This window comes from Streptomyces pactum (assembly GCF_002005225.1).
Lineage (GTDB): Bacteria > Actinomycetota > Actinomycetes > Streptomycetales > Streptomycetaceae > Streptomyces > Streptomyces pactum_A.
Genome location: NZ_CP019724.1, coordinates 8,232,074 through 8,256,428 on the forward strand (window position 1 = coordinate 8,232,074; position 24,355 = coordinate 8,256,428).

Here is a 24,355-nt window from a genome sequence, read left to right on the forward strand (position 1 = left end):
GCCTCGCAGACGTCAGGTCGGAGGATGTCGCTGAAGCCTTGGGCATCGTCGCCGCGGAGCCGGGCGACGAGCCGGCACCGCGGTCCAGCGTGCCGCCCGGGAGTGCAGGGAAGCCCGAACGATGAGGTCACGGAGTCCTGCTGGTACTGGCGTCCTGGACCCGATGGATCCCGAGCCGAAGACTGCCGGACGCCGGCACTGTGCAGAGGTCGGCCGCGCGTGCATGCTGATGTCCCCCTACAGAGACGGAGGCGTCAGTGGAAGCAGCCACAGCCCGCAGCGTGGCGCGTGCACGCATGGGGTCGGGCCTGGCGGTGGCGGTCCTCCTGCTGCCTTTCGGCGGCTACGGGCTGGCCAGGGCGGGAGTAGTCCCCGACGGCGCACCGATCGTGCTCGGCCTGCTGTCCGCGATCGCCGGTTTCATCCTCCTGACCGCACTGTGCGAGGAGAAGGCACCGTTCCGGCACTCGTCGTCGCGCCTGACTGCGCACACCCTGACCGGCGAACGGTCCGTCGACCTCGACCGGATCACCACCGTCCGGCTGCTGACGACTTTCTCGTACGGCGGCGCCTATCGGACCCTGCTGGTGCGCGACGCGCACGGCGTGCGCCTGGGTATCACGACCGAGCGAAGCCGCAGGAAGCTGCGCCGAGCGATCGAGAAGGCCGACGCGAACGCCGTGCGAGGTGCCCGCAGACCCCGTGTGAGCCGTGCGGCCCGGGCGCATCTGGGTCTTGCCCGAGCACGCGTGCTCGTCGGCCACACGGTTCTCGCCTTTCTGCTTCTCACGGTGTCCGGCAGCCTGTACGTGGTTGCCGTACTCCGACTCGGCGGGCAGTAAGCCTTCGTCGTAATGACTGATGAGCCGAGGGCTTGACGAGGTCGAGCATCTCGGGCGCACCGTGCGCGCTCAGCTCTGTCGGGTTGGGGTCGGGTTCGGCGCGAGGACGGTCGGATTCGCTGCTACCGGACCGGATCATCTGCCGGCCCTCAAGGCAGAAGACCGGCAACCAGCTCGGGGGAGGCACGGCGGGACAGGCGAACGTGTCGGCGAGTGCGCCCGCACCGAGCAGCGCGGCCAGGTCGGCCCATTGCTGTGCGTCCGTGCCCGCGGATATCGCGGAGAAGGTTGCGACTTCCGGAAGGTAGGTGGTGGCCCGGCCGCGCCGTCGGGCCAGATGCGCGTGCCGGCCGCCGAGTGAGTATCCCACCGGGTCGTCGAGTACCAGGTCGTCATGGTTCACCGTCGTGCCGTTCCTTTGAGCCGTGCCCGTGGAATCCGATCAGACTTCTGAGGCCACCTTCGCCTTGTCGGTGTTGCCTGTCCCTTCGGCCGCCGCGAGCCGCTTGTTGCGGCGGACGGAGGACCAGAAGGAGGCGCCGATCAGGACCACGCCGATCATGCCGGTGATGAACTCGTTGATCTCGTACTGGATGGTCACCAGCAGGACGACGGAGAGGGCGCCGATGGCGTAGTGGGCGCCGTGCTCCAGGTAGACGTAGTCGTCGAGGGTGCCCTCGCGGACCAGGTAGACGGTCAGGGACCGCACGTACATGGCGCCGATACCGAGGCCGAGGGCCATCAGGACGATGTCGTTGGTGATGGCGAAGGCGCCGATGACGCCGTCGAAGGAGAACGACGCGTCCAGGACCTCGAGGTAGAGGAACATGAAGAACGCGGCCTTGCCGGCCAGCTTGACGGCCGACTTGGGCTTGCCGGCGCGTTCGGCCTGCTCCTCGGCCTCGTGCTCGCGCTCCTCCTCTTCCTCGAGCTTGTCCTCGAAGAAGCCGGAGAGACCGCCGACGACCAGGTAGGTGATCAGGCCGGCGATACCGGAGAGCAGGACCGTCTCCGCCTTGTCGGCGTGGGTGCCGCCGTGCTGGTGGGCGTGGGCGCCGAAGGTGAGCGCGGAGATCAGCAGCACGATCAGGGCGATGCAGGCCGACAGCATGTCGACCTTGCCGAGCTTGGACAGCGGGCGCTCCAGCCGGCCGAGCCACTTGATGTCCCGGTCCTCGAAGATGAAGTCGAGGAAGATCATGAGGAGGAACATGCCACCGAAGGCGGCGATCGACGGATGGGCGTCCGTCACCAGCTCCTGGTAGCGGTCCTTGTCGGTGAGCGCGAGGTCGACGGCCTCGATCGGCCCGAGCGACGCGCTGACCGCGACGATGACGACCGGGAAGACCAGGCGCATGCCGAAGACGGCGATCAGGATGCCGATGGTGAGGAAGATCTTCTGCCAGAAGGCATTCATCTTCTTCAGGATCCCGGCGTTGACCACCGCGTTGTCGAAGGACAGCGAGATCTCCAGGACGGACAGGATCGCCACGATGCCGAAGGCGGCCCACCCCCCGTAGAAGACCGCGGCCACCAGGCCGAGCGCGGTGACCGCGAACGACCACCGAGGTTTTCACAACCACCGGTCAGCTCACCGTGCCTTCGGGGAGAAGGGCGATGCCGTCGTCGTCGGCGTGCAGGATGTCGCCGGGGTGGAAGGTGACGCCGCCGAAGGTGAGGGGGATGTCGACGGCTCCGGCGGCGTCCTTGGCGCTCTTGCGGGGGATGGTGCCCAGCGCCTTGATGCCGAGGCGGAGTCCGGCGAGTGTGGCGCTGTCGCGGACGGCGCCGTGCAGGACGAGGCCGGCCCAGCCGTTGTCCTGGGCGGCGCCGGCGATGAGGTCGCCGACCAGGGCGGTGCGCAGGGAGCCGCCGCCGTCGACGACGAGGACGGCGCCATCGCCGGGAGTGCGCAGCAGGTCGCGCAGGAGGCCGTTGTCCTCGTGGCAGGAGACGGTGCGGACCGGGCCGGCGAAGCCGCGGTGGGCGCCGAACTGGCGGAATTGCAGGTCGCAGACGCGCAGGTCGGTGCCGTACTGGTCGACGAGGTCGGCGGTGGGGACGGGGGTGACTGTCATGAGGCTCCTTCGCTGGGGTGACTGCCGCGCTCGCGGCTCATCCGGCCGTCAGGGGGATGTGGGGGCGAGCGCGGCAGCCTGCTCGGGGGTGAGGGGGCGGGTGGCGTGTCCTCGCAGGAGGAGATGCAGCTTGGCGGTCTCCTCCAGTTCCTCGATGGCGTCGGCGGCCTGCTCCATGGACGCGCCGGCGATGACGGGTCCGTGGTTGGCGAGGAGGACGGCGTGGTGGGTGCGGGCCGTTCGTTCGGCGAGGGGTTCCAGGATGCTGTCGCCGGGGGCGTGGTAGGGGAGGAGGGGGAGGGCGCCGACGCGCATGGCGTAGTAGGCGGTGAGCGGGGGCAGCGCGTTGGCGGGGTCCACGTCGTCGAGGCAGGAGACGGCGGCGGCGTGGGTGGAGTGCAGGTGCACGACCGCGTGGGCGTCCGGCCGGGCGCGGTAGAAGGCGGCGTGCAGGAACGCCTCCTTGGTGGGCCGGGGTCCGTCGAGGTGCTTGCCGTGCGGGTCGGTGCGCGACAGCTCGGCTTCCTCGACCGTACCGAGGCTGGATCCGGTGGGCGTGAGCAGCAGACTTCCGTCGGCCAGGCGGACGGACAGGTTCCCGGTGGAGCCGTGCGTGAGTCCGCGGGTGAACAGGGAGCGGGCGGTACGGACGATGAGCGCGCGGGCGGCCGACTCGTCCGCGTAGCCGGTCACTCGGTCTCCGTGAGGGTGCGGGTGAACAGGTCGGGTGCGCCGAAGTTGCCGGACTTGAGCATGAGGGCGAGGTCGCCGCTCTCGGTGGTCGCGTACGTCCAGGGCACGCCGGGGTCGGCTTCCTCACCGACCAGCACGGCGCGGATGCCGAGCGCGGTGGTGACGGCGCCCGAGGTCTCACCGCCCGCGACGAGCAGGCGGCGAACACCACGTTCGACGAGGTGGGAAGCGAGCGTGCCGAGGAGGTCCTCGACCTGTGCGGCGGCCTCGGCGACACCGAGCTGGGCTTGGACGGCCGCCAGTTCCTCGGGCGAGGCGGAGGCGTAGATGAGGACGGGCAGTTCGGGGTCCTGTTCCGCGTACCAGGCCAGTGCCTCACCGGTTACGTCGCGCCCGGACGCGGCGGCGAGGACGTCGAGGTGGAGGGAGGGCAGGCCGGCGGCGTAGAACTGGGCGATCTGCTCCAGGGTGCGGGCCGAGCAACTGCCGGCGAGGACGGCGGCCCGCCCCTGAGACGGGACCGGTTCGGCGGCGGCCGGTCCGGAGGCCGGATACGCGTGTCCGAGTCCTTCGGCGAGGCCGGCGGCGCCGGCGACGACGGGCAGTTCGAGGGTGGCGGCACCGAGTACGGCGAGGTCCTCGTCGGTGAGGGCGTCGGCGACGACGTGCCGGACGCCGGCCTGCTGGTGTGCCGTGATCGCCTCGCGGACGGCCTCGACCCCGCGCCGCACGGTGGCCCAGCCGACCAGGCCCACCGGGTGGCGGGTCTGCGCGGACAGCAGCCTTACCAGGGCGGAGTCCGTCATGGGGTTGAGCGGGTGGTGGCGCAACGGCGAGTCGGACAGGAGCTGGTCGTGGACGAACAGGTGCCCCTGGTAGACGGTACGGCCGTTGGGCGGAGAGGCCGGACAGTGCAGGGTCACCGTGGCACCGGCGGCATCCATCAGGGCGTCGGCGACCGGCCCGATGTTGCCCTGCGGGGTGGAGTCGAAGGTGGAGCAGTACTTGAAGTAAACCTGCGCCGCACCCTTGGCCCACAGCCAGCGCTGGGCGCTGAGGGAGTCGGCGACGGCCTCGCCGGCCGGAGTGGAACGGGACTTGAGCGCGACCACGGCGGCGTCGCAGTCCGCCGGTAGACCGGTGGTGTCGTCCGGGGCGCCGAAGACCAGGGCGGTGCGCAGGCCGGCACGCCGGAAGGCGGCGGCGACGTCGGTGCCGCCGGTGAAGTCGTCGGCTATGCAGCCGATGCGCAGGGTCATGCTCGGGTCTCTCCTCGGGCTGTGCGTCGTGCGGCTCATGAGGTCCGGGGCGGGCGGCGTGGAAGCCCGCCCCGGACGACCGGGATGCTGCTACTGGCCGGCGCCGATCGCCTTGATGACGGCGGCGGTGAACTCGGTGGTGGAGGCGGAGCCGCCGAGGTCGCGGGTGGAGGTGCCGGCGGCGATCGCGTCGGCCACACCCTGCTCGATGATCTTGGCGACGGCGGCGAGCTTCTCGTCGCCGTGCTTGGCGGCGAGCCACTCGAACAGCATGGCGCCGGAGAGGATCATGGCGACCGGGTTGGCGATGTTCCGCCCGGCGATGTCGGGGGCCGAGCCGTGCGAGGCCTGCGCCATGGCCGCGGTGGCGGAGGAGTTGATGGACGGGGCGGTGCCCAGCGAGCCGGAGATCTCGCCGGCCAGGTCGGAGAGGATGTCGCCGAACATGTTCTCGGTGACGATGACGTCGAAGTCCTGGGCGCGGCGCACCAGGTGGACGGTCATGGCGTCGATGTGGAAGTCGTCCACGGCCACGTCCGGGTAGTCCTCGGCGACTTCCTGGCAGACCGTGCGGAACAGGCCGGTGGTCAGCTTGAGGACGTTGGCCTTGTGGACGATGGTGAGCTTCTTGCGGCGCGAGCGGGCCAGGTCGAAGGCGACACGGGCGACGCGCTCGGTGGCCTCCCGGGTGATGATGCCCAGCATGATCGCGGTGTCCGGGGTGGGCATGAACTCGCCGGTGCCCGCGAAGGTGTTGCGGTCGGCGTAGAAGCCCTCGGTGTTCTCGCGGACGATGACCAGGTCGGCGTTGTCGCAGACAGCCTTCGCACCGGGGAAGCTCTTGGCGGGGCGGATGTTGGCGAAGAGCTGGAAGTGCTTGCGCAGGGTGCCCGAGGGGTTGAGCGCGGACTTGTGCGGCTCGGGGTAGCCCACGGAGTCGTGCGGGCCGAGGTACCAGCCGTCCAGGCCGGCGAGGGCGTCCTTGGTCTCCTCGGGGACCGGGGTGCCGTGCGTCTCGATGGCGGCCGCGCCGAGGGGCAGGGTCACCCAGTCGACCGAGACGCCGGCGGCCCGGGCGGCGGCGGTGGCGATCTCGACGGACGACGGGACGATCTCGGGACCGATGCCGTCGCCCTCGAGGACGCCGAGGCGGTAGGTCTTGCTGCTCATGGTGCGGGTTCCTCTCAGAACAGGTGGTGGGGGAGTCGGGAGGGGGCGGGTCAGGACAGTGCGGCCGCCGCGTCGAGTGCGGTCCAGGAGCGGGCGGCGGCCTTCGCGCTGTCGCCGTCCTGGGTGTGTTCCAGGGTCAGCCAGCCGGTGAAGCCGCCCTCGTGCAGCGCCGTGAACAGAGCGGGGAGCCGGGGGTCGCCCACGGACAACGGGCCCCGGGTGGAGGGGGCGGCGAGTTGCAGACAGCCGGTGGAGCCGGCATGGTCCGTGACGGCCCGGACCACGTCGACGTCTTCGGCATCGAGGTGGTGGGTGTCCAGCACCAGTCCGGCCGGGGCATCGAGGCAGTGGATGACGGCGAGCGCTTCGCCGGGGGTGTTCCACAGCGAGGTGTTGGCCCGCGACTGGGGTTCCAGCAGCAGCCGGCTGCCGCGGTCGGACGCCTCTGCGGCCAGTTGCGCCACGGCGCGTCCGGCCCACAGCCGCTGCATGTCCGCCAGCCCCGGCAGGAAGGTGCCGCGGCTCTGTCCGAGGGTGACCGGTACGCCGAGCTCGCCGGCGAGACGGGCCGCGCCCAGCAGGCGGTGCAGGGCGTGGCGGCGTACGTCGGGCGACGGGTCGGTCAGTGTCAGCCGGTCCTGTGCGCCGACCGGACCGGTGCCGACGCCCAGCACCTTCAGGCCGGCGGCTTCCACCGTCCGCGCCAGCGCCTCGGCGTCGCGCGCGCCGGCCTCCCGGACCTGCACCTCCACCCCGTCGTAGCCCAACTCGGCCAGACTGCGGACGGCTTCGGTCAGCGGTGCGGTGTAGCCGAGCGGCACCGGCGAGGAACAGTCGTCGCCGGAGACGGTGTAGGCCAGCGGCCAGGGCAGGCGCGCGGTCACGGTGCGACCGCCGCGGCCGGGGACGCCGACCGCCCCTCGGGTGCGAGCAGGCCGCGCAGTTCACGCGCGGCGGCACCCGCACCGTCCAGGACCGGTACACCCACCAGGCCGGCCAGGGCGTCGCGGGCGGGAGTGAGCGAGTACTGGGCCAGCAGCACCGCGTCGGCGTCGGCGCTCCCCGCCGCGTGCAGTGCGTCGGCCAGGTGACGGGCGGTGGCCTCGGCGCCGTCCGCCGCGCCGGCCTCCTCGCTCAGGGCGGTGACGATGTCGAGTGGACGGTCCGGGCGGACGGCCGGGACCAACGCTTCGAGCTGGGCGACCGCGGCCGGAACGGCGGGCGGAGTCGAGGCGACGACGGCGATACGCCGGTACGGACCGGCCAGGGCGGCTTTGAACATCGCCTCGTCGGACTTGAGGACGGGCACGTCCCACAGGGCGCGGGCGGTGTCCACGACCTCGCCGTAGGAGGAGCAGGTCAGCAGCAGGGCCTGGGCGCCGCCGTCCATGACGTGGCCGATCAGGCGGAGCATGCGCCGACGCAGCGGGCCGGTGAGTCCGCCGGCGCCGCGGGCGTCGTTCAGGAGGCGGTCGTCCAGGACGTTCCAGACCGTGGCCTGCGGGAACTCCCGCGCGAAGGCCTCTTCGGCGATGCGGTGCGCGGCCGGCACGGCGTGGATCATGGCGACCAGGGGTTGGGGTTGGATCACCGGGGTTCTTACCTCTTCCGGTAGGCGGGGACCGGTATGGGTCCCGACCGCGGACCTGCTCCGGTCGGCGGTGTACGTCCGCGACATCGGGAAGGCAGGGCCGAGCTGGGGCGGCAGCGTTGCGTGGTGTGCCGTGCCGTCACTGTAGGCCGAACCGGTCAACCGGTCAACCGGTTGTGCTGATGGAGGGCCACGGCTTGCCGGTGCCGGTCCGGCAGTCCGTGGTGCCCCGCTATGCGTCGCGCTGTTCGAGCGCCTTCATCAGGCGGCGGGAGGCGCCGTCCATGTGCCGGGCCATCGCCGTACGGGCGGCCGTGGCGTCGCCCTTCGCGACCGCCTCGTAGATCGGCACGTGGTCGGCGTAGGCCACCTCGCGGGACCGCACGGCGCCGGTGCGCTCCACCCAGCCGCGCTGGATCATCGCGCGCATGCCCTTGAGCATGTCGCGCAGCACCGTGTTGCCGGCCAGCTCGCCGAGGGCGGCGTGGAAGGCGGTGTCCGCCTCGGGGAACTCGTCGTCCGGGCACTCCCGCATCGCCGTCAACCGGGCCCGCAGCAGTTCGACGCCCGCCTCGTCGCGCGCCTGCGCGGCCAGGCCGGCGACGATGACCTCCAGTTCGGCGCGGGCCTGCACCATGTCGCGGGCGCCCCGCTCGCCCAGGACCAGCCCCAGCTCGAACAAGCGGTAGAGCACGTCGGAGTCGGTGCCGCGGAAGTACGTCCCGCTGGACTGCCGGATCTCCAGCAGGCCGAGGAACCCGAGCGACTTGATCGCCTCTCGCACGGTGGGCCGGTTCACTCCGAGCATCTCGGTCAGCCGCCGTTCGGAGGGGATGCGGTCGCCGGGCTGGACCTCGCCGGACATCAGGTAGTCGATCAGGCGGCGGGAGACCTCGGCGGCCAGCGGCTCGCGCGGCTCGACCGTGATCCTGGCGAGTTCGGCCATCGATTTCCTCACTTCGGTATTGACGCGATGGCCGGATTCTAGTTACCTACCGGCAATCCGGTAAACCGGTTGTCCGGAAGTTCGACGGAACGAACAGCGTCTGCTTCCCCGTCGGCAGCCCCCGGAAGCCCCAGCCATGCCAGGCGCACTCCTCACGCTTCCAGCGAGCCACCGCCCGCCGCGAACGTGCGCCCGCCGAACCGCCGTACAGGAGCCCGAAGCCCCCGTGACCGACCCGACGCACGAGCCGAGTACGGTCCCGCGTGCCCTGCCGGTCGCCGTCCGAACCGACCCGCACTGACCCCACGCGCCGTCCCGCGCCGCCGTCCTGACCGGCGGCCCTCAGCCCTGCCCCAAGGAGCAACGATGCTCGCCGTCCTCGGCTTCGCCACCCTGGGCAGCTTCATGCTGCTCGTGATGCGGAAACACCTCTCCGCGTTCACCGCCATCATGCTCACGCCGATCGCCGCCGCCCTCGTCGCGGGCAAGGGCACCCAACTCGGCGACATGATCATGAACGGTCTGGACACCGTCGCGCCCACCGCGGCGCTGCTGCTGTTCGCCGTCCTCTACTTCGGCCTGATGATGGAAACCAAACTCTTCGAGCCGATCGTCCAGGCCATCGTCCGCGCTTCCAAGGGCGACCCGGTCCGCATCGTGGTCGGCACCGCCGTGCTCTCCCTGCTGGTCGCCCTCGACGGCGACGGCACCACCAGCTACATGATCGTCTGCTCCGCCTTCCTGCCCATCTACCGGCGCCTGGGCATGAACCCCCTCATCCTGGCCACGTTGGCGGCCATGGCGCTGGGCACCATCTCCGGCACCACCCCCTGGGGCGGCGCGGCCACCCGCGGCATCAGCGTCCTGCACCTGAGCGCCACCGAGTACTTCGTCCACATGATCGGCCCCATGGCCCTGACCAGCCTGGCCATCATCGCCGTCGCCTACTGGCTCGGCCTGCGCGAACGCCACAAGATCGACACCGAGAAGCTCGCCGCCTACAAGCTGGAGATCGCCTCCGGTGAGGCGTTCGAGCCGGTCAAGGCCGACTGGCGTATGTGGTTCAACGCCGCCCTCACCCTGCTCCTGATGGTCCTGCTCATCATGGAGGTCGCCGACCTGCTCGTGTTGTTCATGGTGGCGTTCGTCATCGCCCTGCTCGTCAACATCCGTGCCATCGGCGACCAGCAGGAGCTCATCAAGCGCCAGGCCGCCAACGCCGTCCCGGTGATGATCCTCGTCCTGGCCGCCGGCGTCTTCACCGGCATCATGACCGACTCCGGCATGATCAAGGCCATGGCCGACGCCGCCCTCGCCGTCGTCCCCGAAGGCTGGGGCAACATCATCCCCCTGTTCACCGCCATCCTCGCCCTGCCGCTCGGCTTCTTCATGTCCAACGACGGCTACTGGTTCGGCGTCGTCCCCGTGCTCGCGGAGTCCGCCGCGCACTACGGCATCCCCGCCAACGAGATCGCCCGCGCCGGCGCCATCGGCCAGATCCTCCACATGATGGGTCCCACCAGCGCCCCGATGTGGGTCCTGCTCGGACTGGTCAAGGCCGAGCTGGGCGACTTCCAGCGGCACGCCCTGCGCTGGGGCGTCCTCGTCTCCGCCGCCTACATCCTCTTCGCCGTCGTCACCGGCGCCATCAGCGTCACCTGAGCCGCGCGCGATGCTCGCGGATCTCCTCGTTCCCCGGTGGGCCGCACCACGCCTCGGTGCGGCCCACCAGGGCTGTCACGTGTCGCGGCGACGGCCCGGCCGGCCGCCACGAGGCTCCGCGTCAGGCGATCGTGAGTACTACGAAGGGCAAGCACCGGGCCAAATCCCGGACCGGCCCGTCGCCTCCGAAAGCACCGTCGTCCACGACCGCTGGGCGTGGCCCTCGCGGTGACGCCCTGGAACTACCTCTCCCGGCAGTCCTTCCGCTTCGCCGCGCCGGCCCTCGCCGCGACCGTCCTCCAGCACGGAGGGACCGCGCCCGGCGGCTCCGCCCCGTTCGTGGTCCTCGCCGACGCCGACGCCGAGGGGGCCGTCGCCCTGGCCAACCGCACCGAGTACGGCCTCGGCGACGCCCCGTGAACGTCCGACCTCGACCGAGCCTGCCGCCTCCCCCGGGTCCTCGACGCCGGCTCCGTCTACGTCAACGGCATGTCGCCTCCGACCCGCGCCTGCCCACCGGCGGCGTCAAGAAGTCCGGCGCGGCCGGGTGCACGGAGCCGAAGGCATCCGCGAGTTCGTCAACACCGAACCGTCCGGATCGACCCGGCCACAACGACCGCATGAACAGCCCCTTGTCCCGCCTCGCCACGGAGACCCTGTGAACCACCCGACCGACGAGCCCTGTTTCGGCTCCTTCCCGCCCGCCGTCCTGCGCCCGGCCGAACTGACCGCCTTCAGCCGTGGCGGCGGCGCCCGCACCATCCCCCTGGTCACCCAGGCCGTCGGCGCCGAAGTCTTCCTCACCGGGCAGACCCTTTTCGAGGGCGGTGCCGGCATCGCCCTGCACACCCACAACTGCCCGGAGAGCGTGACCATCCTCGAAGGCGACGCCATCGTGGAGATCGACGGCACCGAACACCGAGTCACCCGCTTCGACACCACCTACGTCGCCGCAGGTACCCCCCACCGCTTCCGCAACGCCTCCGCCACCGAACCCATGCGCATCCTCTGGATCTACGCCTCCGTCGACGCCACCCGCACCCTCGTCGGGACCGGCGTCACCGCGCGCGTCGATACCGAGCACGACAAAGCCGCCGCCCGGACCCGCGACTGGCCCCGGCCCCGACACTCCCCAGGAACAGGAACGCAACCGTGATCACTGAGATCGCTCGGATCGAGATCCATCCGGGCCACGAGAACATGTTCGAGGAGGCCGTCGCCGAGGCCCTGCCCCTCTTCCTCGCGGCCGACGGCTGTGACGGGGTCGACCTGCACCGCAGCGTCGAACCCCCCACGCGCTACCGGCTCATGGTCCGGTGGGAGACCCTCGAGCACCACACCGTCGCCTTCCGCGGCTCCCAGGACTTCGCCCGGTGGCGGGCGCTGGCCGGACCGCATTTCGCGGCTCCGCCGCAGGTCGAACACGTACGCTCCGTCCTCGCACCATGACGCCGGCGGCCGGGACCGCCGCACGGTCCCGGCCCGCCCCTGTCCTCGCGGAGGCACCGGACGGTGATCGCGCCCTCGGCACAGAACGGGCGTCCGAGTCCGCGCGCCGCCGTGGCTCGGCCGCGCCGCCGGTGAAGAAGGTCGCGCACGGCCGGGCGGCCTCCTCGGGAATGTGAAGGTCACGTGCAGGCAGCATCCATGGGATTGATCTTGGGCATGCTCCGGCCGCACCTCAGCGCCCCCACCACGAGGAGAGCCGAGCAGTGAACGCCCCGCACTTCACGTCCACACCGACTGCGCTGGGCAGCCTTCCGCTGGTTGGACACGCCCACCACCTCGCCCGCACCCCGCTTCCCTTCATCGCCTCGCTGCGAGAGCGGGGCAGCGTCGTGCGCATACGCATCGGCACCGCGCCCGCCTACGTGGTCACCGACCCCGCTCTCACCCGCAAGGTCCTGGTCACCGACGCCGCGGACTTCACCAAGGGCGGCAAGATCATCGACGCACTCCGCGTGTTCTTCGGCGACGGGCTCGCCACGGTGGCCGACGGAGACACCCACCTGCGCAACCGGCGCCTGATGCAGCCGATGTTCAACAAAGCGCACATTGCCACCCGCGGCGACGCCATGATCGATCAGGTTCAGACGATGGTCGCCGCGTGGGAGGACGGCGAGCAACGCGACGTCTTCGCCGACATGAACGACCTGACCCTGGCGGCCTTCCTCGTCGCACTGTTCGGTACGGACCTGCCGACCCACCTGCAGAGCGAGTTCACCGCGCTCATGCCGGCCATCATGAAGGGAACGATTCGGCAGACCCTCCTGCCGGCCTGGGCCAGTCGGCTGCCGCTGCCGGCGAACCGTGCCCACGCGGCCCGGGTCGCCCGTCTACGCGCCCTCATCGATCAGGCCATCGACCACCACGCCGGCCCCACCACCGGCCCCACCACCGGACCGGCACCCGCGCAGGCCCCCGGATGCCCACACGCCGCCCGCCCCGCGGGACTCTTCGAGACTCTCCTCACCGCCCCGGAGCCACTGAGCCGGCAGCAGTTGCAGGACGAAGCCATCACCCTGCTGACCGGTGCCATCGAGACCACCGGCACCACCCTCGCCTGGACGTTGTACGAGATCAGCCAGCACGCACACATCGAGCAACGCCTGCGCGCCGAACTCGCCTCCGTCTGCCAGGGCCGACGACTGCGCTACGACGACGTCGATCGGCTGGACTACGCCCGCCGGGTACTGCAGGAGGCCGTGCGTAAGTACGGGCCCGCCTGGATGGTGACGCGAACGGCGACCCGCGACACCGATCTGGGCGGGCACTCCATTCCGGCAGGTGCGGACGTCGTATGGAGCCCCTACCTCCACCAGCACGACCCGGAGGTCTTTTCCGATCCCGATCGGTTCGACCCGGACCGCTGGACGGCCGGAGCGGCTTCCGCCACCCGTGGTTCCTTTCTCGCCTTCGGCGACGGGCGACGCAAATGCATCGGGGAGAACTTCGCCTGGGCCGAACTCCAGATCATCCTGGCGACCATCCTCCAGAACTGTTCGCACCTCGAACTGACGTCACGACCTCCTCGGGCCCAGGCAGTCGTCACCGTCAAACCCGACCGACTGACCCTCTCCTACGGCCGTCACACCCATGCCGGCCACGGACCCGCCGACGGTCAGTCGCACCGCCCGCCCACCACGTCGCAGAACGCCTCGTGATCCACCGTCCGTTGACTGGTTGACCCGTGTTCCCTCCGGTGTGCGGAGCAAGCCGGGGGCACCAACGGTCCGAGTAGGCGACGGATCCGTGTCACGCCCTGCGACGGCTCACACGATGAAGTGCCGAGGCACCGGTGTTGGAGACACCCCGGATCGCCGTCGGGCACGACCCGTGTCAGGGACCGCTCCAGCAGCCGCCCGCGCCCGGCCGGGCTTCGCGCCCGGCCGGGCAGTGGTCGGGCCTCTGATCAGCGTCTCCGACGGCACCTCTCGGACGCGGTGACACCATCCCCCCAGGTCATCTCTTCGTCATCCCAGGGGGCAACAGCCATGCCGGGCTCGGCGTGAGCACGCGACCCCCGCCCCCGCCCCACAACAAAACAGAACGCACACCGCCCACCGGGCAGTGCACAAGTGACCCGACGCGCCTACGGTGGGAAACAGACCCCACCCGGCCCGAGGAGCGCGCGATGGCCGAACCCACGGCGGCCGCAGACCGTGGCGGGCTGGCGGAAGGCCGCGCGGCGTACCGCCGCCGGGACTGGCCCCAGGCCTACGACCGGCTGTCCGCCGCCGACGCGCGAGCGCCGCTCCCGGCTGAGGACACGGAGCACCTAGCCACAACCGCGTATCTGGTCGGGCACGAGGAAACGGCCTTCGCCGCCTGGGAGCGGGCCTGGCTCGCCTTCCGCGCCGAGGGCGCGACCGGCCGCGCCGTACGGTGCGCCTTCTGGCTCGGCCTGACCCTGGCCTTGCTCGGCGAGCACTCGCGCGCGGGCGGCTGGTTCAGCCGCGCGGGACGCCTGCTGGAGGAGTCCGGCGCGGACTGCGTGGAACGCGGCTATCTCCTGGTGCCCAGCGGCGTGCAGGCACTCGGGACCGGGGACTTCGACCGTGCCCGCACCACGTGCGCCGACGTCGAGCGGATCGCCGCGCGGTTCGGCGACCCCGACCTCACCGCGTTCGGCACGCTCGGCCAGGGCCAGGCGCTGATCGGCTCCGGGGACGTGGTGCGCGGTACGGCGCTCCTGGACGAGGCGATGGTCGGCGTGACGGCCGGAGAGGTCTCCCCGGTCACCGCGGGCATCGTCTACTGCGCGGTGATCCTCGCCTGCCGGGACGCGTTCGACGTGCGGCGCGCCACGGAGTGGACGGCAGCGCTCAGCCGCTGGTGCGACGGACAACCGGGCCTCAAGCCCTACCGCGGGCAGTGTCTGGTGCACCGTTCGGAGGTCATGCAGATGCGCGGCGCGTGGTCCGACGCGCTGGCCGAGGTACGTGAGGCCTGTGCCCACATGGCCGACCGCGACTCCGACCCCGCGCTGGGCATGGCCCAGTACCAGCGGGGAGAACTGCTCCGGCTGCGCGGTGAATTCGCGCACGCCGAGGAGGCCTACCGGCAGGCCGAACGCTGGGGCTGCCCGCCGCAGCCCGGCCTGGCGCTGCTGCGGCTCGCCCAGGGCCGTACCGCCGATGCCGACGCGGCGGTGCGCAGGGTCGCGGCGCAGGCCGAGGGCGACCGGGTGCGGCGCGCCCGGATCCTCGCCGCCTACGTCGACATTCTGCTGGCCACCGGCGACACGAGCGGCGCGCGGGAGGCCGCCGACGAGCTCGGAAAGGCGGCGGACGACCTCGGGCCGCCGTATCTGCGTGCGGTCGCCGCGGGCGCGGACGGCACGGTCCTGCTCGCGGAACGCGACGCGTCCGGCGCCTGGGAGGCCCTGAACGCCGCCCGAACGCTGTGGCAGGAGCTGCGGGTCCCCTACGAGGCGGCGCGGGCCGGTGTCTCGATGGCCGAGGCGTGCGCGCTGCTCGGCGACCACGACACGGCCGGGCTGGAGCTGGACGCCGCCCGCACGGTCTTCGAAGAGCTCGGCGCCGCTCCTGACCTGGCCCGCCTGCGAGCGCGGTCCGAGCGGGCACGGCCCCCGCTGCCCGGCGGGCTGACCTCCCGCGAGGCGCAGGTGCTGCGGCTCGTCGCCGGGGGCGCCGGCAACCGGGAGATCGCCGCCACGCTCGTGATCAGCGAGAAGACCGTGGCCCGCCATCTGAGCAACATGTTCACGAAGCTGGGCGTCTCCAGCAGGGCCGCGGCCACCGCGTACGCCTACGAGCACGGCCTCACACGCTGAGCCCGCACAGCCGGGCTGCGCCTCCAGATGGGCTCCGCCTTCGCGCATGGGTGGTTCGACCCACGCCGCGCACCCGCCCGGATCTGCGTGATTCGCCCGATGCGGCACGCGCGCCGCCGGACGGAGACTCCTCGTAGAACGAAGGGGTCAGTGGAGGAGGCAGTGATGACCACAGCCACCGCACAGGACGCCAGGCGGCGTCTGCTCGCGGACATTCCCCTCATCGAGCACCGGCGCGACCTCGCCGGTGTGTCGACCGCCGTCCTGGAGGGCGGCAGCGGACCGCCCGTCGTGCTCCTGCACGGCATCGGCCAGACCTGCTTCTCGTGGGTCCGGGTGATTCCGGAGCTGGTCGACGGCTACTCGTTGGTCGTTCCCGACCTGCCGGGGCACGGCGCGTCCGAGATCGAGGACGGCCGCCCGCCCACCGCCGACCGGGCCGTCGAGTGGCTCACGGCGCTCGTCGACGACACCTGTGCCGCACCACCCGTCCTGGTGGGGCACAACATCGGCGGCGCGGCCGCGGCCCGGTTCGCGGTCGAACACTCCGAACGCCTCGCGGGACTCGTGCTCGCCGACGCCTTCGGCCTGGGCTCGTTCCGCCCGGAGCCGCGGTTCGCCCTCACCGTGGCCGCCTTCCAGATGCACGCGACCGAACGCAATTGGGACCGCATGCTGAACCGGTGCATGGTGGACTTCGACGGGGTCCAGCGCGACATGGGCGAGTGCTGGGACCGGATCGCCGACTACGCGCTGGACAGGGCCCGCGCGCCCGGTCCGAAGGCCGCGGGTCGTGCCCTGATGAAACACCTCGGCATGCCGTCCATCCCGGACGCCGATCTCGACCGCATCGACGTTCCCACGACACTGATCTGGGGTCGGCGGGACCCTGAGACGCGGCTGCGGTTCGCCGAGCGCGCCGCCGAACGGCACGGCTGGCCGCTGCACATCCTGGAGGACTGCGGCGCCGACTCCAACCTCGAACACCCGGACGCCTTCGTGGCCGCGCTGCGCACCGCGCTCCCGGCCCCGCACTAGGCGAACACGGGACAGACAGAGCACGCACGAGACAGACAGAGCACGCACGAGACAGAGACAGCACGAGAGGAAGGAGCACAGTCATGACCGCCCCCACCCGACACCCAGCGCCCACCCAGGCCCAGATCCGCGCCGCATGGGAGGCCCTCGCCCCCGCGTTCGACCGCCGGATCACGCCGCGCTCGCTCCTGTTCGCCGACGAGATCCTGTCCGGCGTACGGGTCGGACCCGGCACCCGGCTGCTGGACGTGGCCGCCGGGAGCGGTGCTCTCGCTCTCCCGGCGGCGCGCCGGGGAGCACAGGTCGTCGCTGTGGACCTCGCGCCGACGATGGTGGACCGCCTCGTCCAGCGCGCCCACGACGGGGGCCTGACAGAGACCGAGATCCGCGCGCTCGTCATGGACGGCGAGCGCCTGGAGCTGGACGACGACACGTTCGACGTGTGCGTGTCCCTCAACGGTGTGTCCCTGTTCCCCGGCCTGCACAGCGGACTGACGGAGATGGCACGCGTCACCCGGTCCGGCGGCACGGTGCTGGTGGCCGCGTTCGGCCTGCCGCAACACGTGGAGTTCATCGGCTGGACGATCGGCGCGCTGAAGGCGGCCGTGCCGGGCTTCGTACCGCTGCCCGCCGACCCGCCCCCGCTGCCGTTCCGGCTCGCTGACCCGGACCGGTTCGCGGCGGAGCTGCGGGACGCGGGACTGCGGGCAGTCGCCGTGCGGAAGGCGACGGTGGACATGTCCTTCGCGTCCGCCGCCGAGCTCCTGGACACGCTCCGCGGCAGCAACCCGATCGGCGCCGCGTGGCTCGCCGACCTCACCGAGTCGCAGGCCGCGGAGGTCAGGCAGATCCTCGACGGCATGCTCCGTGAACGCTCCGGCGGCGGCCCGGGAGCCGTCCTGCACGCGCGGCTGAACATCGGCACGGGCGTGGTCCCGTAGCCCGGACCGGCCGACAGCGGATGCGGTTCTCGGCCCGTGCCCGCAGGCGGTGGCGGAGTTCGAGCCCGGCGGTTGAGAAGGCGGGGACGGCCTCCCGCCCACCGACGGGCCAGGATGGCCAGGCCGATGTCGTTGAACCGGTGGATCACGTCCCGGACGGTGTCCTCGTCGGCCTGCACCAGCTTCGCGATCACCGGGGCCCGGCTCCCGGCGGCCCAGGCCAGCAGCATCATCACCCGCCGGTAGCGCACCGGACTGGAGCTACCAAGGCCCATGAACTGCTGGAGTTTCTGCCCCTCTTTCGAACGCGGCATCCAGCGCGCCGGGGACGTGGCGCACCACAACGCCCACGACGCCGCGCAGCACGCGTGGGACATCCGGCGGATCCTGGCGTACGTCGACACGGCGCACCACCCGCGTGGCCGACGGGGCGTGGATCACGACCGCGGGGACGTGTGCGCGGGCAGCTCCACCGTGATGCGCAGGCCGCCGGTGTCGCGCGGGGTGAGGGTGAGGGCGCCGTCGTGTGCGCGGGTGATGGTTGTGACGATGGCCAAGCCGAGGCCGACGCCCGTCTGGTCGGCGTGGATGCGCTCGGTGCCCCTCTGAAATGGTTCGGTGAGCGTCGAGACCAGGCGCGGATTCAGCTTCTCGCCGGTGTTTTCGACCGTGAGCATCACGGTGCCGGGGTGGGCGCTGGTAGTGACCCACACCCTGCCCTGTCCACACGTGTTGTGGACGATCGCGTTGTGCACGAGGTTCATGGTCAGTTGCAGCAGGAGCGCCGGCGATCCGCTCGTGGGGGTGATGTCGCCGCGGGTCTCGATGGTGACGCCGTTCTTTTCCGCGAGGGGGAGCAGCGTTTCGGTGGCTTCTTCCGCCATGAGGGACAGGTCGACCTGTTCTCGGGTGAAGGATCGCCGGTCGGCCCGGCTGAGCAAGAGCAATGCTTCTGTGAGGTCGATCGCTCGGGTATTGACAGCTTGGAGACGGTCGAGGACTTCGCCGGTGTCCTGTGATGGATCGGTGCGGGCCACGTCGAGAAGTGACTTCGAGATCGCCAGCGGGGTGCGTAGTTCGTGCGAGGCGTTGGCCGCGAATCTCTGCTGCTCGGCTAGGTGTGCTTCCAGCCGTGCGAGCATCGCGTCGAAGGCGTCGGCAAGTTCGCGGAACTCGTCCTGGCGGCCCGGCATCTGGATACGGTGCGAGAGCGATCCCGTAGTGGCCGTGCGGGTGGCGTTGGTGATGCGAGTCAGCGGGGCGAGCATTCGGCCGGCGAGGATCCATCCGCCCAGGAGGCCGAACACGAGGAGGAACACCATCACCGCGGCTGCCGTTGGCGCGAAACCGCGCACGAAGTCGGTGCCCGGAGTTGCTCTCCATGCCCCCTCTTCGTTGGTTCGCAACCATCCCTGTCGCAGGAGGAACACTCCTATGGCGGCGAGCAGCAAGGCACCGGCGAGCATGAGGAATCCGGCGTAGCTGAGCGTGAGCTTGAGGCGGACACTCAATCCGGGCGCTCTGACCACGGTTCTCTCCCCCATTCTCGGCCTGCGGCTGTGCATCGGTTCGGCAGCCGACGCCGGCGACCGTGGCGATGAACCACGGCTCACCGAGGCGCTCACAGGGTGAGACGGTGATGCGCACAGTATTGGTCAACGGATCGGTGCTTTTGTCCCACGCGCGCTCCAAAGGTTCCTCGGCACTGACGACACCACCCTCGGCGGCGATGAGGCCCTTGAGTACGGCGAACTGCTTGGGCGGCAGCGCGATGTAGCGGCCGTCCCGGTAGACCTCGCGTCGGAACGGATCCAGTCGCAGCCCCGCGATCTCACGGACCGGAGGCCGGCTGTGGGCACACCTGCGGTCGAGCGCCCGGAGCCTGAGGACGAGTTCCTGTAGTTCGAACGGTTCGGTGAGGTAGTCGTCGCGCCGGGTTCGAAGCCGGATGCCTTGTCGTCGAGGCGGTCGGCCGCGATTGCCTCCAGGCGCAGGCCATCGCGGATGGCTTCCGCATACAGGGTTCGTCCTCGACGATCAACACACGCATACTCTCGATGTTACGAGCGGGCACATATCGTCCGCGTATCAAGAACCGCTTAGAGCTCCTAACAGAATGAACCGCTCTCCGATCCGCGCGCGGTGAGGCAAGGCGAGCGCAAAGGAAGATCACTACTCTGCATGGGTGTTCTCATACGACGAGTTGACTTCACCGGAACGTGAGCTGTGGGACGCGTTCCCCGAGGGACGCCACGTGGACCTGCGCACGGGTGTGCCCGAGGACGGCCGTGTCTCCGAGGGTGGGCAATGGGGCCCCGAGCGGACGGTCCGGGCCGCCGTGATCGTGGCTCTCCTCCAGGGCGCGAACACCGAGCAGCCGAGCGCCGTCGCGTGCCTGAGGCTCGCCGGGGCGCGGATATCCGGGCACCTCGACCTGGCCGGCGCACAGATCGCTCACGCCCTCTGGATCGAGGACTGCTGGTTCGAGGAGGGCGTGGACCTCTCCGGAGCATCGACCCAGTCCATTGCGATCGTTGGCAGCCGAGTGCCGGGCGTGGAAGCCGGCTCGATCCGTATCGAGGGACGCCTCGACCTGCGGCACTCCCGCCTGGAAGCTAGCTCTGCCTCGTCTTTCCACCGCAGGATCACCGCCTTGTCGCTCATCAACGCCCACGTGAGCGGCGCCGTGAACCTCAACGGCGCCGAGATCACCGCACCCGAGGAATGGGCGGTGTCCGCCGGCGGACTGGTAGCGGAGGGCGGCTTCTACTGCAAGGACGGATTCGTCGCGCACGGCGAAGTCCGTCTCATGGGGGCACAGCTGCCAGGCGGATTGCACATGCGGGGCGCACTACTGGAACACCCCGGCCAGCGCGGGGTGGCGCTCGCCCTGGACAACGCCGTGGCCTCGACGCTCGACTTCTCCGACGGGTTCACCGCTCACGGGACCGTACGGCTGCGGGGCGCCCGGATCTCGGACCTGACCTTTGAAGGAGCCGTCCTGAACGGGCCGCCCGACGGCTACGGTCCGTCAGTGGAAGCAGTATTGGTACAGGCCGTCGACTTCGACTTCAGGCTCGCCCGGCCACCGTCCGGCATCGTGGACCTGCGGGGCGCGCAGGTGTCCTACCTCCACGACAGCGACCACAGCTGGCCGGACGTGGTGGAGCTGGACGGCTTCGTCTACGGCTCCATCAAGTTGGACGAGGCAGGCGAGCGACGGGAGGCAGTGGGGCGGCGGGACTCCGTGGCCCGCCGCGTGGCATGGATACGACGCAGCCCGGGCTACAGCCCCCAGCCCTATGAGCAGTTGGCGAGCTGGTACCGGAAGGCCGGCCACGACGACGATGCCCGCCGCGTGCTCCTGGCCAAACAGCGCCATCGGCGTCGAACTCTGCCCCCGGCCGCGCGTGTGTGGGGGCACCTGCTCGATGCGACCGTCGGCTATGGCTACCGCCCCTGGCTGGCCGGCGTCTGGCTCCTCGTGCTGACCTCGCTGGGCACGCTGTCCTTCGGCACTCACTCCCCCAACCCGGTCAAACAAGGCGAAGGCGCCCCGTTCCAGCCCCTCGTCTACACCCTCGACCTTTTGATCCCCATCGGAGGTCTGGGTCAGCGCACGGCGTGGTACTGGGCGAACGACAGCCTCCAGTGGCTGGCCTACCTGCTGATCGCCTTCGGCTGGGTGCTGACAACCGCCGTCATCGCGGGTGTCACCCGCACCCTGCAGAAGAACTAACGAGTGACATCTGAGTTCAGGCGTCGCCAGCAGACCAGTGCGCATCCGAGCGTGCGGAAGGCTTCGTGGACGTCGTCGCGGATTTCCCAGCGGATCCGCAGGCGGCGGAACCAGCGAAGGTGGGCGAACGCACGCTCCACGATCCAGCGTTGGGCGCCCAGGCCGGAGCCGTGCTCAGTGCCGCGAGGGGCGATCAGCGGCTTCACACCGAGAGCCCAGACCAGGCGGCGGTACTTGTCGTGGTCGTAGCCGCGGTCGCCCAGTACCAGTCCGGGCGGCGCCGGGGCCGACCGCGCTTGCCGCGCACGGGCGGCACAGCCTGGAGGAGTGGGATCAGATGGGTGACGTTGTCGCGGTTGCCGTCGGTCAGGGGGGCAGCGAGCGGGGTGCCGGGTTCGACGCTCAACCTTGGGCAGCAGCGGCTCGATCACCGCCCACAGCTCGTCGTCGGCCTCCCATGGCTTCGGCCGCGCCACTCCGCACCCCCAGATCACCAGGTCCGGAGCAGTCCAACCACCTCGAAGATCATTTTGTTAGTAGTTCTTACAGGAAATGCCGAACTGAGACACCGGGGATGGGAGCGCCCCCCTGGCGCCCCGTCACCAGCCGGTAAGCAACTGCAGTGGCCGCCCCTCCCCGCACTTGTCTGGCCTTGGAACTGTGTGAGGAGGGTGGGGATCGAAGAGCAGCCCTTGATCGCCGGATTGTAGGTTTTGGCCATGACTTTTGACTGGCGGATGGATCGGATCGGGACTGCGCTGAGGGGCGAGAACCCGACCGTGCTGCGACGCCTGACGGCCGGGTTCGCGGTGATCGGGGATGTTCAGTTCCTGCCGGGCTACTCAGTTCTGCTCATCGACGAACCGGATGTGCAGCGGTTGTCGGATCTGTCGAGGCCGAAGCGGCTGTCGTTCCTGTCCGACATGGACCAGCTCGGTGAAGCGGTCGAGCGTGCCTGTCGGCGGCTGGATCCGGCTTTCCGACGGGTCAACCTGGAGATCTTGGGGAATACGGACCCGTTCTTGCACGCGCACGTCTGGCCGCGGTTCGACTGGGAGCCGGCCGATGTGGTGGGTGCTCCGGTGTGGCTCTACCCGCGTGAGCGGTGGAGTGACGAGCAGTCCAGGCTTGGTCCGCGGCATGACGTGCTGCGGGATGCGATCAGCAGCGAACTGGACCGGCTGCGATCGGTGGCCTGACGTTTCGGGCCCCGCCCACCGACAGGTCGGCGGGCCCGGTCATCGGTGACGGTCAGCCGAAGCTCACTGGAGACGTCTGAGTGGATCGATGGCGGTGACGCGGTTGCTGATCGCGGGGCGGGCGGCTTCCTGGGCGGCGAGCAGGTGGCGAAGGTCCTTCGTGAGGCGCTCGCCAGGTCGGCGCCTTCCCCAAGCGGGACACCGCAGCCGGCGGGCGTACCGCGTACTCGACGAGCAAGCTGGCCGTGATCTACCTGGTTCACGAGTACCGCCGGCTGCCGGCCGGGATAGACGCCGTCGCCTACAACCCGGGGTTCGTCCCCGGCACCGGCCTCGCCCGCAACGCAGGACCCGTCTCCCGGTTCGCGATGCGCCGCATCATGCCGATGATGGCCCTCACCCCGTTCGCCACCAGCCGCGGTGCCGCGGGCCGCTACCTGGCCGATGTCGTCCTCGGCGCGATCCAGGCGCCGACCGGCTCCTACGTCGACCGCGGCCGTGCGGATCGCTCGTCGCGGGAGTCCTACGACCCGCGGCGCGAAGGCGAGCTGTGGGAGGCCGCCGAGCGGTTCACCGCAGCGTACGCAGCCAAGGCGGACACGTTCTCAGGCGACGTGACGAGCGATGCACCCCGGTAGATCGAGCAGCGACCGAAACCGAATGGGCCCGACTGGAAGCAGTGACACGCGACCTTTGATGATCAAGGTTGTCGAAGCCGTAGATCACGGGAAAAGCGTGGTCACAGGGACTCTCCTGCCCGTAGCCTGCACCCGTGATGGAGGAAGACGAGTCCAAGCGGGGTGTCCGCGTCGGAGGCGACCGCTATCGAACGATCAGCCTGCGCTTCCACCAGATGACACGCTCCTTCCCACAAGAGCGTGATGACCTGATGCGCGACTTCCTCGTGACCGCTCAAGGTGAGAGCCGGCGTGGTGAGCGGAGACAGCTCGTCAGCCGTCGATGACCCGGCACAGCGCGCCATGTTGGCGATGTGCGATCAGGCAGCAGGCGGGTTTGCCGGGTATCACGTCGAGCGATCGCCGGCACGATGCCTCGATGGTGGACCCGGTCTCGGTGGATGTCGTGGTCGCAGCCGCGTACGGCGAACAACGCATCCGGTGCGCGGCCGGGACGGTCGGCCCGGCCGCGCACCGGCGGGATCGCGTCGAGCAAGGGCGGCACCTGAGTGACGTCGTTGCGGTTGCCGCCCGGCAGGGCCTCGCAGAAGGGGGCCGTGGACGTTGTAGGCCCGTCACGTGGTAGGCATGGGCAATGATCGGTCGCCTCCCGCTTGATGAGCAGCTTGCCGCCCTGAAGTCCGCGCTGGCTCGCAATGAGGTGCTGGTGGAGGTGCTGAACCGCACGGCGGGGCTGGGGCTGCCCAACTGGTACGTGACGGCGGGATGTCTGTTCCAGACCGTCTGGAACGTGGTCACGGACAGGCGTCCCACCAGCGGGATCAAAGACTATGACGTCTTCTACTTCGACGACCGCGATCTGTCGTGGGAAGCGGAGGACGCGGTGATCAAGGCCGTCGGCGAAGCGTTCACAGGGCTTCCGGCAGAGGTCGAGGTCCGCAACGAGGCTCGCGTCCATCTCTGGTACGAGCAGAAGTTCGGCGTCGCGTGCGCTCCTCACGTCTCTACGGAGGCGGCCATCGACAGCTTCGCGTCGACCACCTGCTGCCTGGGCGTGCGCCTGGAGTGGGGCGGGCGGTGGCGTGTCTACGCGCCGCACGGGCTCTCCGACGTGTTCAACCTCGTCGTACGCCCCAACCCGGTGCTTGCTCCGCGCGAGGTGTACGAGGCCAAGACGGCCCGCTGGCAACAGCAGTGGCCCGAGCTCACAGTTCTCGGCTGGCCGTCGGAGTCTGCCGTCCAGGCACCTTCTCCATCCTGAGG

Annotated in this window: 23 protein-coding genes and 4 pseudogenes; 14 read left to right on the plus strand and 13 right to left on the minus strand. The window is 70.4% G+C overall.

Annotated features, from left to right (window positions below; genetic code table 11):
* Positions 1-257: 257 nt before the first annotated feature.
* Positions 258-842: a hypothetical protein gene (locus tag B1H29_RS35745; protein ID WP_234393106.1), complete on the plus strand. Its 585-nt coding sequence runs from the start codon at positions 258-260 to the stop codon at positions 840-842.
* Between the two features lie 442 nt (positions 843-1,284).
* Here B1H29_RS35745 and B1H29_RS35755 read toward each other — a convergent pair whose 3' ends face one another.
* The 8 genes from B1H29_RS35755 to B1H29_RS35790 form a co-directional block, all read right to left on the minus strand.
* The gene (locus B1H29_RS35755) at positions 1,285-2,379 is read right to left on the minus strand and encodes a DUF475 domain-containing protein (RefSeq protein WP_055420040.1); all 1,095 of its coding nucleotides are present in this window, start codon (positions 2,377-2,379) and stop codon (positions 1,285-1,287) included.
* Between the two features lie 49 nt (positions 2,380-2,428).
* The gene (gene rraA, locus B1H29_RS35760) at positions 2,429-2,920 is read right to left on the minus strand and encodes a ribonuclease E activity regulator RraA (RefSeq protein WP_055420039.1); all 492 of its coding nucleotides are present in this window, start codon (positions 2,918-2,920) and stop codon (positions 2,429-2,431) included.
* Positions 2,921-2,968: 48 nt separating this feature from the next.
* The gene (gene otnC / locus B1H29_RS35765) at positions 2,969-3,613 is read right to left on the minus strand and encodes a 3-oxo-tetronate 4-phosphate decarboxylase (RefSeq protein ID WP_055420038.1); all 645 of its coding nucleotides are present in this window, start codon (positions 3,611-3,613) and stop codon (positions 2,969-2,971) included.
* Complete coding sequence (gene otnK, locus B1H29_RS35770; RefSeq protein WP_055420037.1) at positions 3,610-4,872, minus strand: 3-oxo-tetronate kinase; 1,263 nt, start codon at positions 4,870-4,872, stop codon at positions 3,610-3,612. The genes otnC and otnK overlap by 4 nt, the downstream gene beginning before the upstream one ends.
* Before the next feature lie 90 nt (positions 4,873-4,962).
* Entirely contained in the window at positions 4,963-6,042 is a 1,080-nt protein-coding gene (locus B1H29_RS35775; RefSeq protein WP_055420036.1) for an isocitrate/isopropylmalate dehydrogenase family protein, read from the minus strand.
* 50 nt (positions 6,043-6,092) lie between these two features.
* Positions 6,093-6,926 carry a sugar phosphate isomerase/epimerase family protein gene (locus tag B1H29_RS35780; protein WP_055420035.1) on the minus strand — a complete coding sequence of 278 codons (834 nt, stop codon included), beginning with the start codon at positions 6,924-6,926 and terminating at the stop codon, positions 6,093-6,095.
* Complete coding sequence (locus B1H29_RS35785; RefSeq protein ID WP_107095333.1) at positions 6,923-7,633, minus strand: aspartate/glutamate racemase family protein; 711 nt, start codon at positions 7,631-7,633, stop codon at positions 6,923-6,925. Before B1H29_RS35785 ends, B1H29_RS35780 begins: the two co-directional genes overlap by 4 nt.
* Positions 7,634-7,865: 232 nt before the next feature.
* Positions 7,866-8,579: a FadR/GntR family transcriptional regulator gene (locus B1H29_RS35790; protein ID WP_055420034.1), complete on the minus strand. Its 714-nt coding sequence runs from the start codon at positions 8,577-8,579 to the stop codon at positions 7,866-7,868.
* A gap of 366 nt (positions 8,580-8,945) precedes the next feature.
* Between B1H29_RS35790 and B1H29_RS35795 the strand changes: the two genes are divergently transcribed.
* The 8 genes from B1H29_RS35795 to B1H29_RS35830 all read left to right on the plus strand — a co-directional run bounded on the left by B1H29_RS35795 (position 8,946) and on the right by B1H29_RS35830 (position 17,516).
* Entirely contained in the window at positions 8,946-10,241 is a 1,296-nt protein-coding gene (locus tag B1H29_RS35795) for a CitMHS family transporter (RefSeq protein ID WP_055420033.1), read from the plus strand.
* A gap of 216 nt (positions 10,242-10,457) precedes the next feature.
* On the plus strand, positions 10,458-10,661 hold the full coding sequence (locus tag B1H29_RS35800) for a hypothetical protein (protein WP_055420032.1): 204 nt from the start codon (positions 10,458-10,460) through the stop codon (positions 10,659-10,661).
* 238 nt (positions 10,662-10,899) lie between these two features.
* Positions 10,900-11,397 carry a cupin domain-containing protein gene (locus tag B1H29_RS35805; RefSeq protein ID WP_055420031.1) on the plus strand — a complete coding sequence of 166 codons (498 nt, stop codon included), beginning with the start codon at positions 10,900-10,902 and terminating at the stop codon, positions 11,395-11,397.
* Positions 11,394-11,690 (plus strand): antibiotic biosynthesis monooxygenase family protein, encoded by a 297-nt coding sequence (locus tag B1H29_RS35810; protein WP_055420030.1) that lies wholly within the window; start codon positions 11,394-11,396, stop codon positions 11,688-11,690. Before B1H29_RS35805 ends, B1H29_RS35810 begins: the two co-directional genes overlap by 4 nt.
* A 263-nt stretch (positions 11,691-11,953) precedes the next feature.
* Positions 11,954-13,405, plus strand: coding sequence for a cytochrome P450 (locus tag B1H29_RS35815; protein ID WP_055420029.1), 1,452 nt, complete (start codon positions 11,954-11,956; stop codon positions 13,403-13,405).
* 470 nt (positions 13,406-13,875) lie between these two features.
* Positions 13,876-15,537 (plus strand): LuxR family transcriptional regulator, encoded by a 1,662-nt coding sequence (locus B1H29_RS39970; RefSeq protein WP_055420028.1) that lies wholly within the window; start codon positions 13,876-13,878, stop codon positions 15,535-15,537.
* A 165-nt stretch (positions 15,538-15,702) separates the two neighbouring features.
* Complete coding sequence (locus B1H29_RS35825; protein WP_079160654.1) at positions 15,703-16,575, plus strand: alpha/beta fold hydrolase; 873 nt, start codon at positions 15,703-15,705, stop codon at positions 16,573-16,575.
* Positions 16,576-16,658: 83 nt separating this feature from the next.
* Positions 16,659-17,516 (plus strand): class I SAM-dependent methyltransferase, encoded by an 858-nt coding sequence (locus tag B1H29_RS35830; RefSeq protein ID WP_055420026.1) that lies wholly within the window; start codon positions 16,659-16,661, stop codon positions 17,514-17,516.
* A 71-nt stretch (positions 17,517-17,587) separates the two neighbouring features.
* Here B1H29_RS35830 and B1H29_RS35835 read toward each other — a convergent pair.
* The 3 genes and pseudogenes from B1H29_RS35835 to B1H29_RS35845 form a co-directional block, all read right to left on the minus strand.
* Positions 17,588-17,830: pseudogene (locus B1H29_RS35835) on the minus strand (helix-turn-helix domain-containing protein); the annotation flags it as partial.
* A gap of 123 nt (positions 17,831-17,953) precedes the next feature.
* A complete protein-coding gene (locus B1H29_RS35840) occupies positions 17,954-19,045 on the minus strand; it encodes a sensor histidine kinase (protein WP_055420025.1) in 1,092 nt (363 codons plus the stop codon).
* Positions 19,041-19,566 (minus strand): annotated as a pseudogene (locus B1H29_RS35845) (response regulator transcription factor); the annotation flags it as partial. The gene B1H29_RS35840 and the pseudogene B1H29_RS35845, both read right to left, overlap by 5 nt.
* A 135-nt stretch (positions 19,567-19,701) precedes the next feature.
* On the opposite strand from B1H29_RS35845, the gene B1H29_RS35850 reads away from it, so the two are divergent.
* The gene (locus tag B1H29_RS35850; protein WP_055420024.1) at positions 19,702-21,255 is read left to right on the plus strand and encodes a hypothetical protein; all 1,554 of its coding nucleotides are present in this window, start codon (positions 19,702-19,704) and stop codon (positions 21,253-21,255) included.
* On the opposite strand, the pseudogene B1H29_RS39725 reads toward B1H29_RS35850, so the two are convergent.
* Positions 21,252-21,646, minus strand: a pseudogene (locus tag B1H29_RS39725) (transposase); the annotation flags it as partial. The gene B1H29_RS35850 and the pseudogene B1H29_RS39725 overlap by 4 nt on opposite strands.
* A gap of 328 nt (positions 21,647-21,974) precedes the next feature.
* Between B1H29_RS39725 and B1H29_RS35860 the strand changes: the two are divergent.
* The 3 genes from B1H29_RS35860 to B1H29_RS35870 all read left to right on the plus strand — a co-directional run bounded on the left by B1H29_RS35860 (position 21,975) and on the right by B1H29_RS35870 (position 23,418).
* Positions 21,975-22,454 carry a hypothetical protein gene (locus tag B1H29_RS35860; RefSeq protein ID WP_055420023.1) on the plus strand — a complete coding sequence of 160 codons (480 nt, stop codon included), beginning with the start codon at positions 21,975-21,977 and terminating at the stop codon, positions 22,452-22,454.
* Positions 22,455-22,699: 245 nt separating this feature from the next.
* Complete coding sequence (locus tag B1H29_RS35865; protein ID WP_199832399.1) at positions 22,700-23,092, plus strand: hypothetical protein; 393 nt, start codon at positions 22,700-22,702, stop codon at positions 23,090-23,092.
* Between the two features lie 134 nt (positions 23,093-23,226).
* Complete coding sequence (locus B1H29_RS35870) at positions 23,227-23,418, plus strand: hypothetical protein (protein WP_079160655.1); 192 nt, start codon at positions 23,227-23,229, stop codon at positions 23,416-23,418.
* Positions 23,419-23,480: 62 nt separating this feature from the next.
* Here the strand turns inward: B1H29_RS35870 and B1H29_RS38715 are convergent.
* Positions 23,481-23,669: pseudogene (locus B1H29_RS38715) on the minus strand (IS5/IS1182 family transposase); the annotation flags it as partial.
* A gap of 57 nt (positions 23,670-23,726) precedes the next feature.
* Between B1H29_RS38715 and B1H29_RS35875 the strand changes: the two are divergent.
* Positions 23,727-24,353, plus strand: a complete 627-nt coding sequence (locus B1H29_RS35875) for a nucleotidyltransferase family protein (protein ID WP_055420022.1) — start codon at positions 23,727-23,729, stop codon at positions 24,351-24,353.
* The last annotated feature ends 2 nt before the right edge of the window (positions 24,354-24,355 follow it).

Coding starts and splice junctions, on each gene's coding strand:
- B1H29_RS39970 (WP_055420028.1), top strand. CDS start 13,876: ATGGCCGAACCCACGGCGGCCGCAGACCGTGGCGGGCTGGCGGAAGGC.
- B1H29_RS35875 (WP_055420022.1), top strand. CDS start 23,727: ATGATCGGTCGCCTCCCGCTTGATGAGCAGCTTGCCGCCCTGAAGTCC.
- B1H29_RS35860 (WP_055420023.1), top strand. CDS start 21,975: ATGACTTTTGACTGGCGGATGGATCGGATCGGGACTGCGCTGAGGGGC.
- otnK (WP_055420037.1), bottom strand. CDS start 4,872: ATGACCCTGCGCATCGGCTGCATAGCCGACGACTTCACCGGCGGCACC.
- B1H29_RS35795 (WP_055420033.1), top strand. CDS start 8,946: ATGCTCGCCGTCCTCGGCTTCGCCACCCTGGGCAGCTTCATGCTGCTC.
- B1H29_RS35825 (WP_079160654.1), top strand. CDS start 15,703: ATGACCACAGCCACCGCACAGGACGCCAGGCGGCGTCTGCTCGCGGAC.
- B1H29_RS35775 (WP_055420036.1), bottom strand. CDS start 6,042: ATGAGCAGCAAGACCTACCGCCTCGGCGTCCTCGAGGGCGACGGCATC.
- rraA (WP_055420039.1), bottom strand. CDS start 2,920: ATGACAGTCACCCCCGTCCCCACCGCCGACCTCGTCGACCAGTACGGC.
- B1H29_RS35830 (WP_055420026.1), top strand. CDS start 16,659: ATGACCGCCCCCACCCGACACCCAGCGCCCACCCAGGCCCAGATCCGC.
- B1H29_RS35790 (WP_055420034.1), bottom strand. CDS start 8,579: ATGGCCGAACTCGCCAGGATCACGGTCGAGCCGCGCGAGCCGCTGGCC.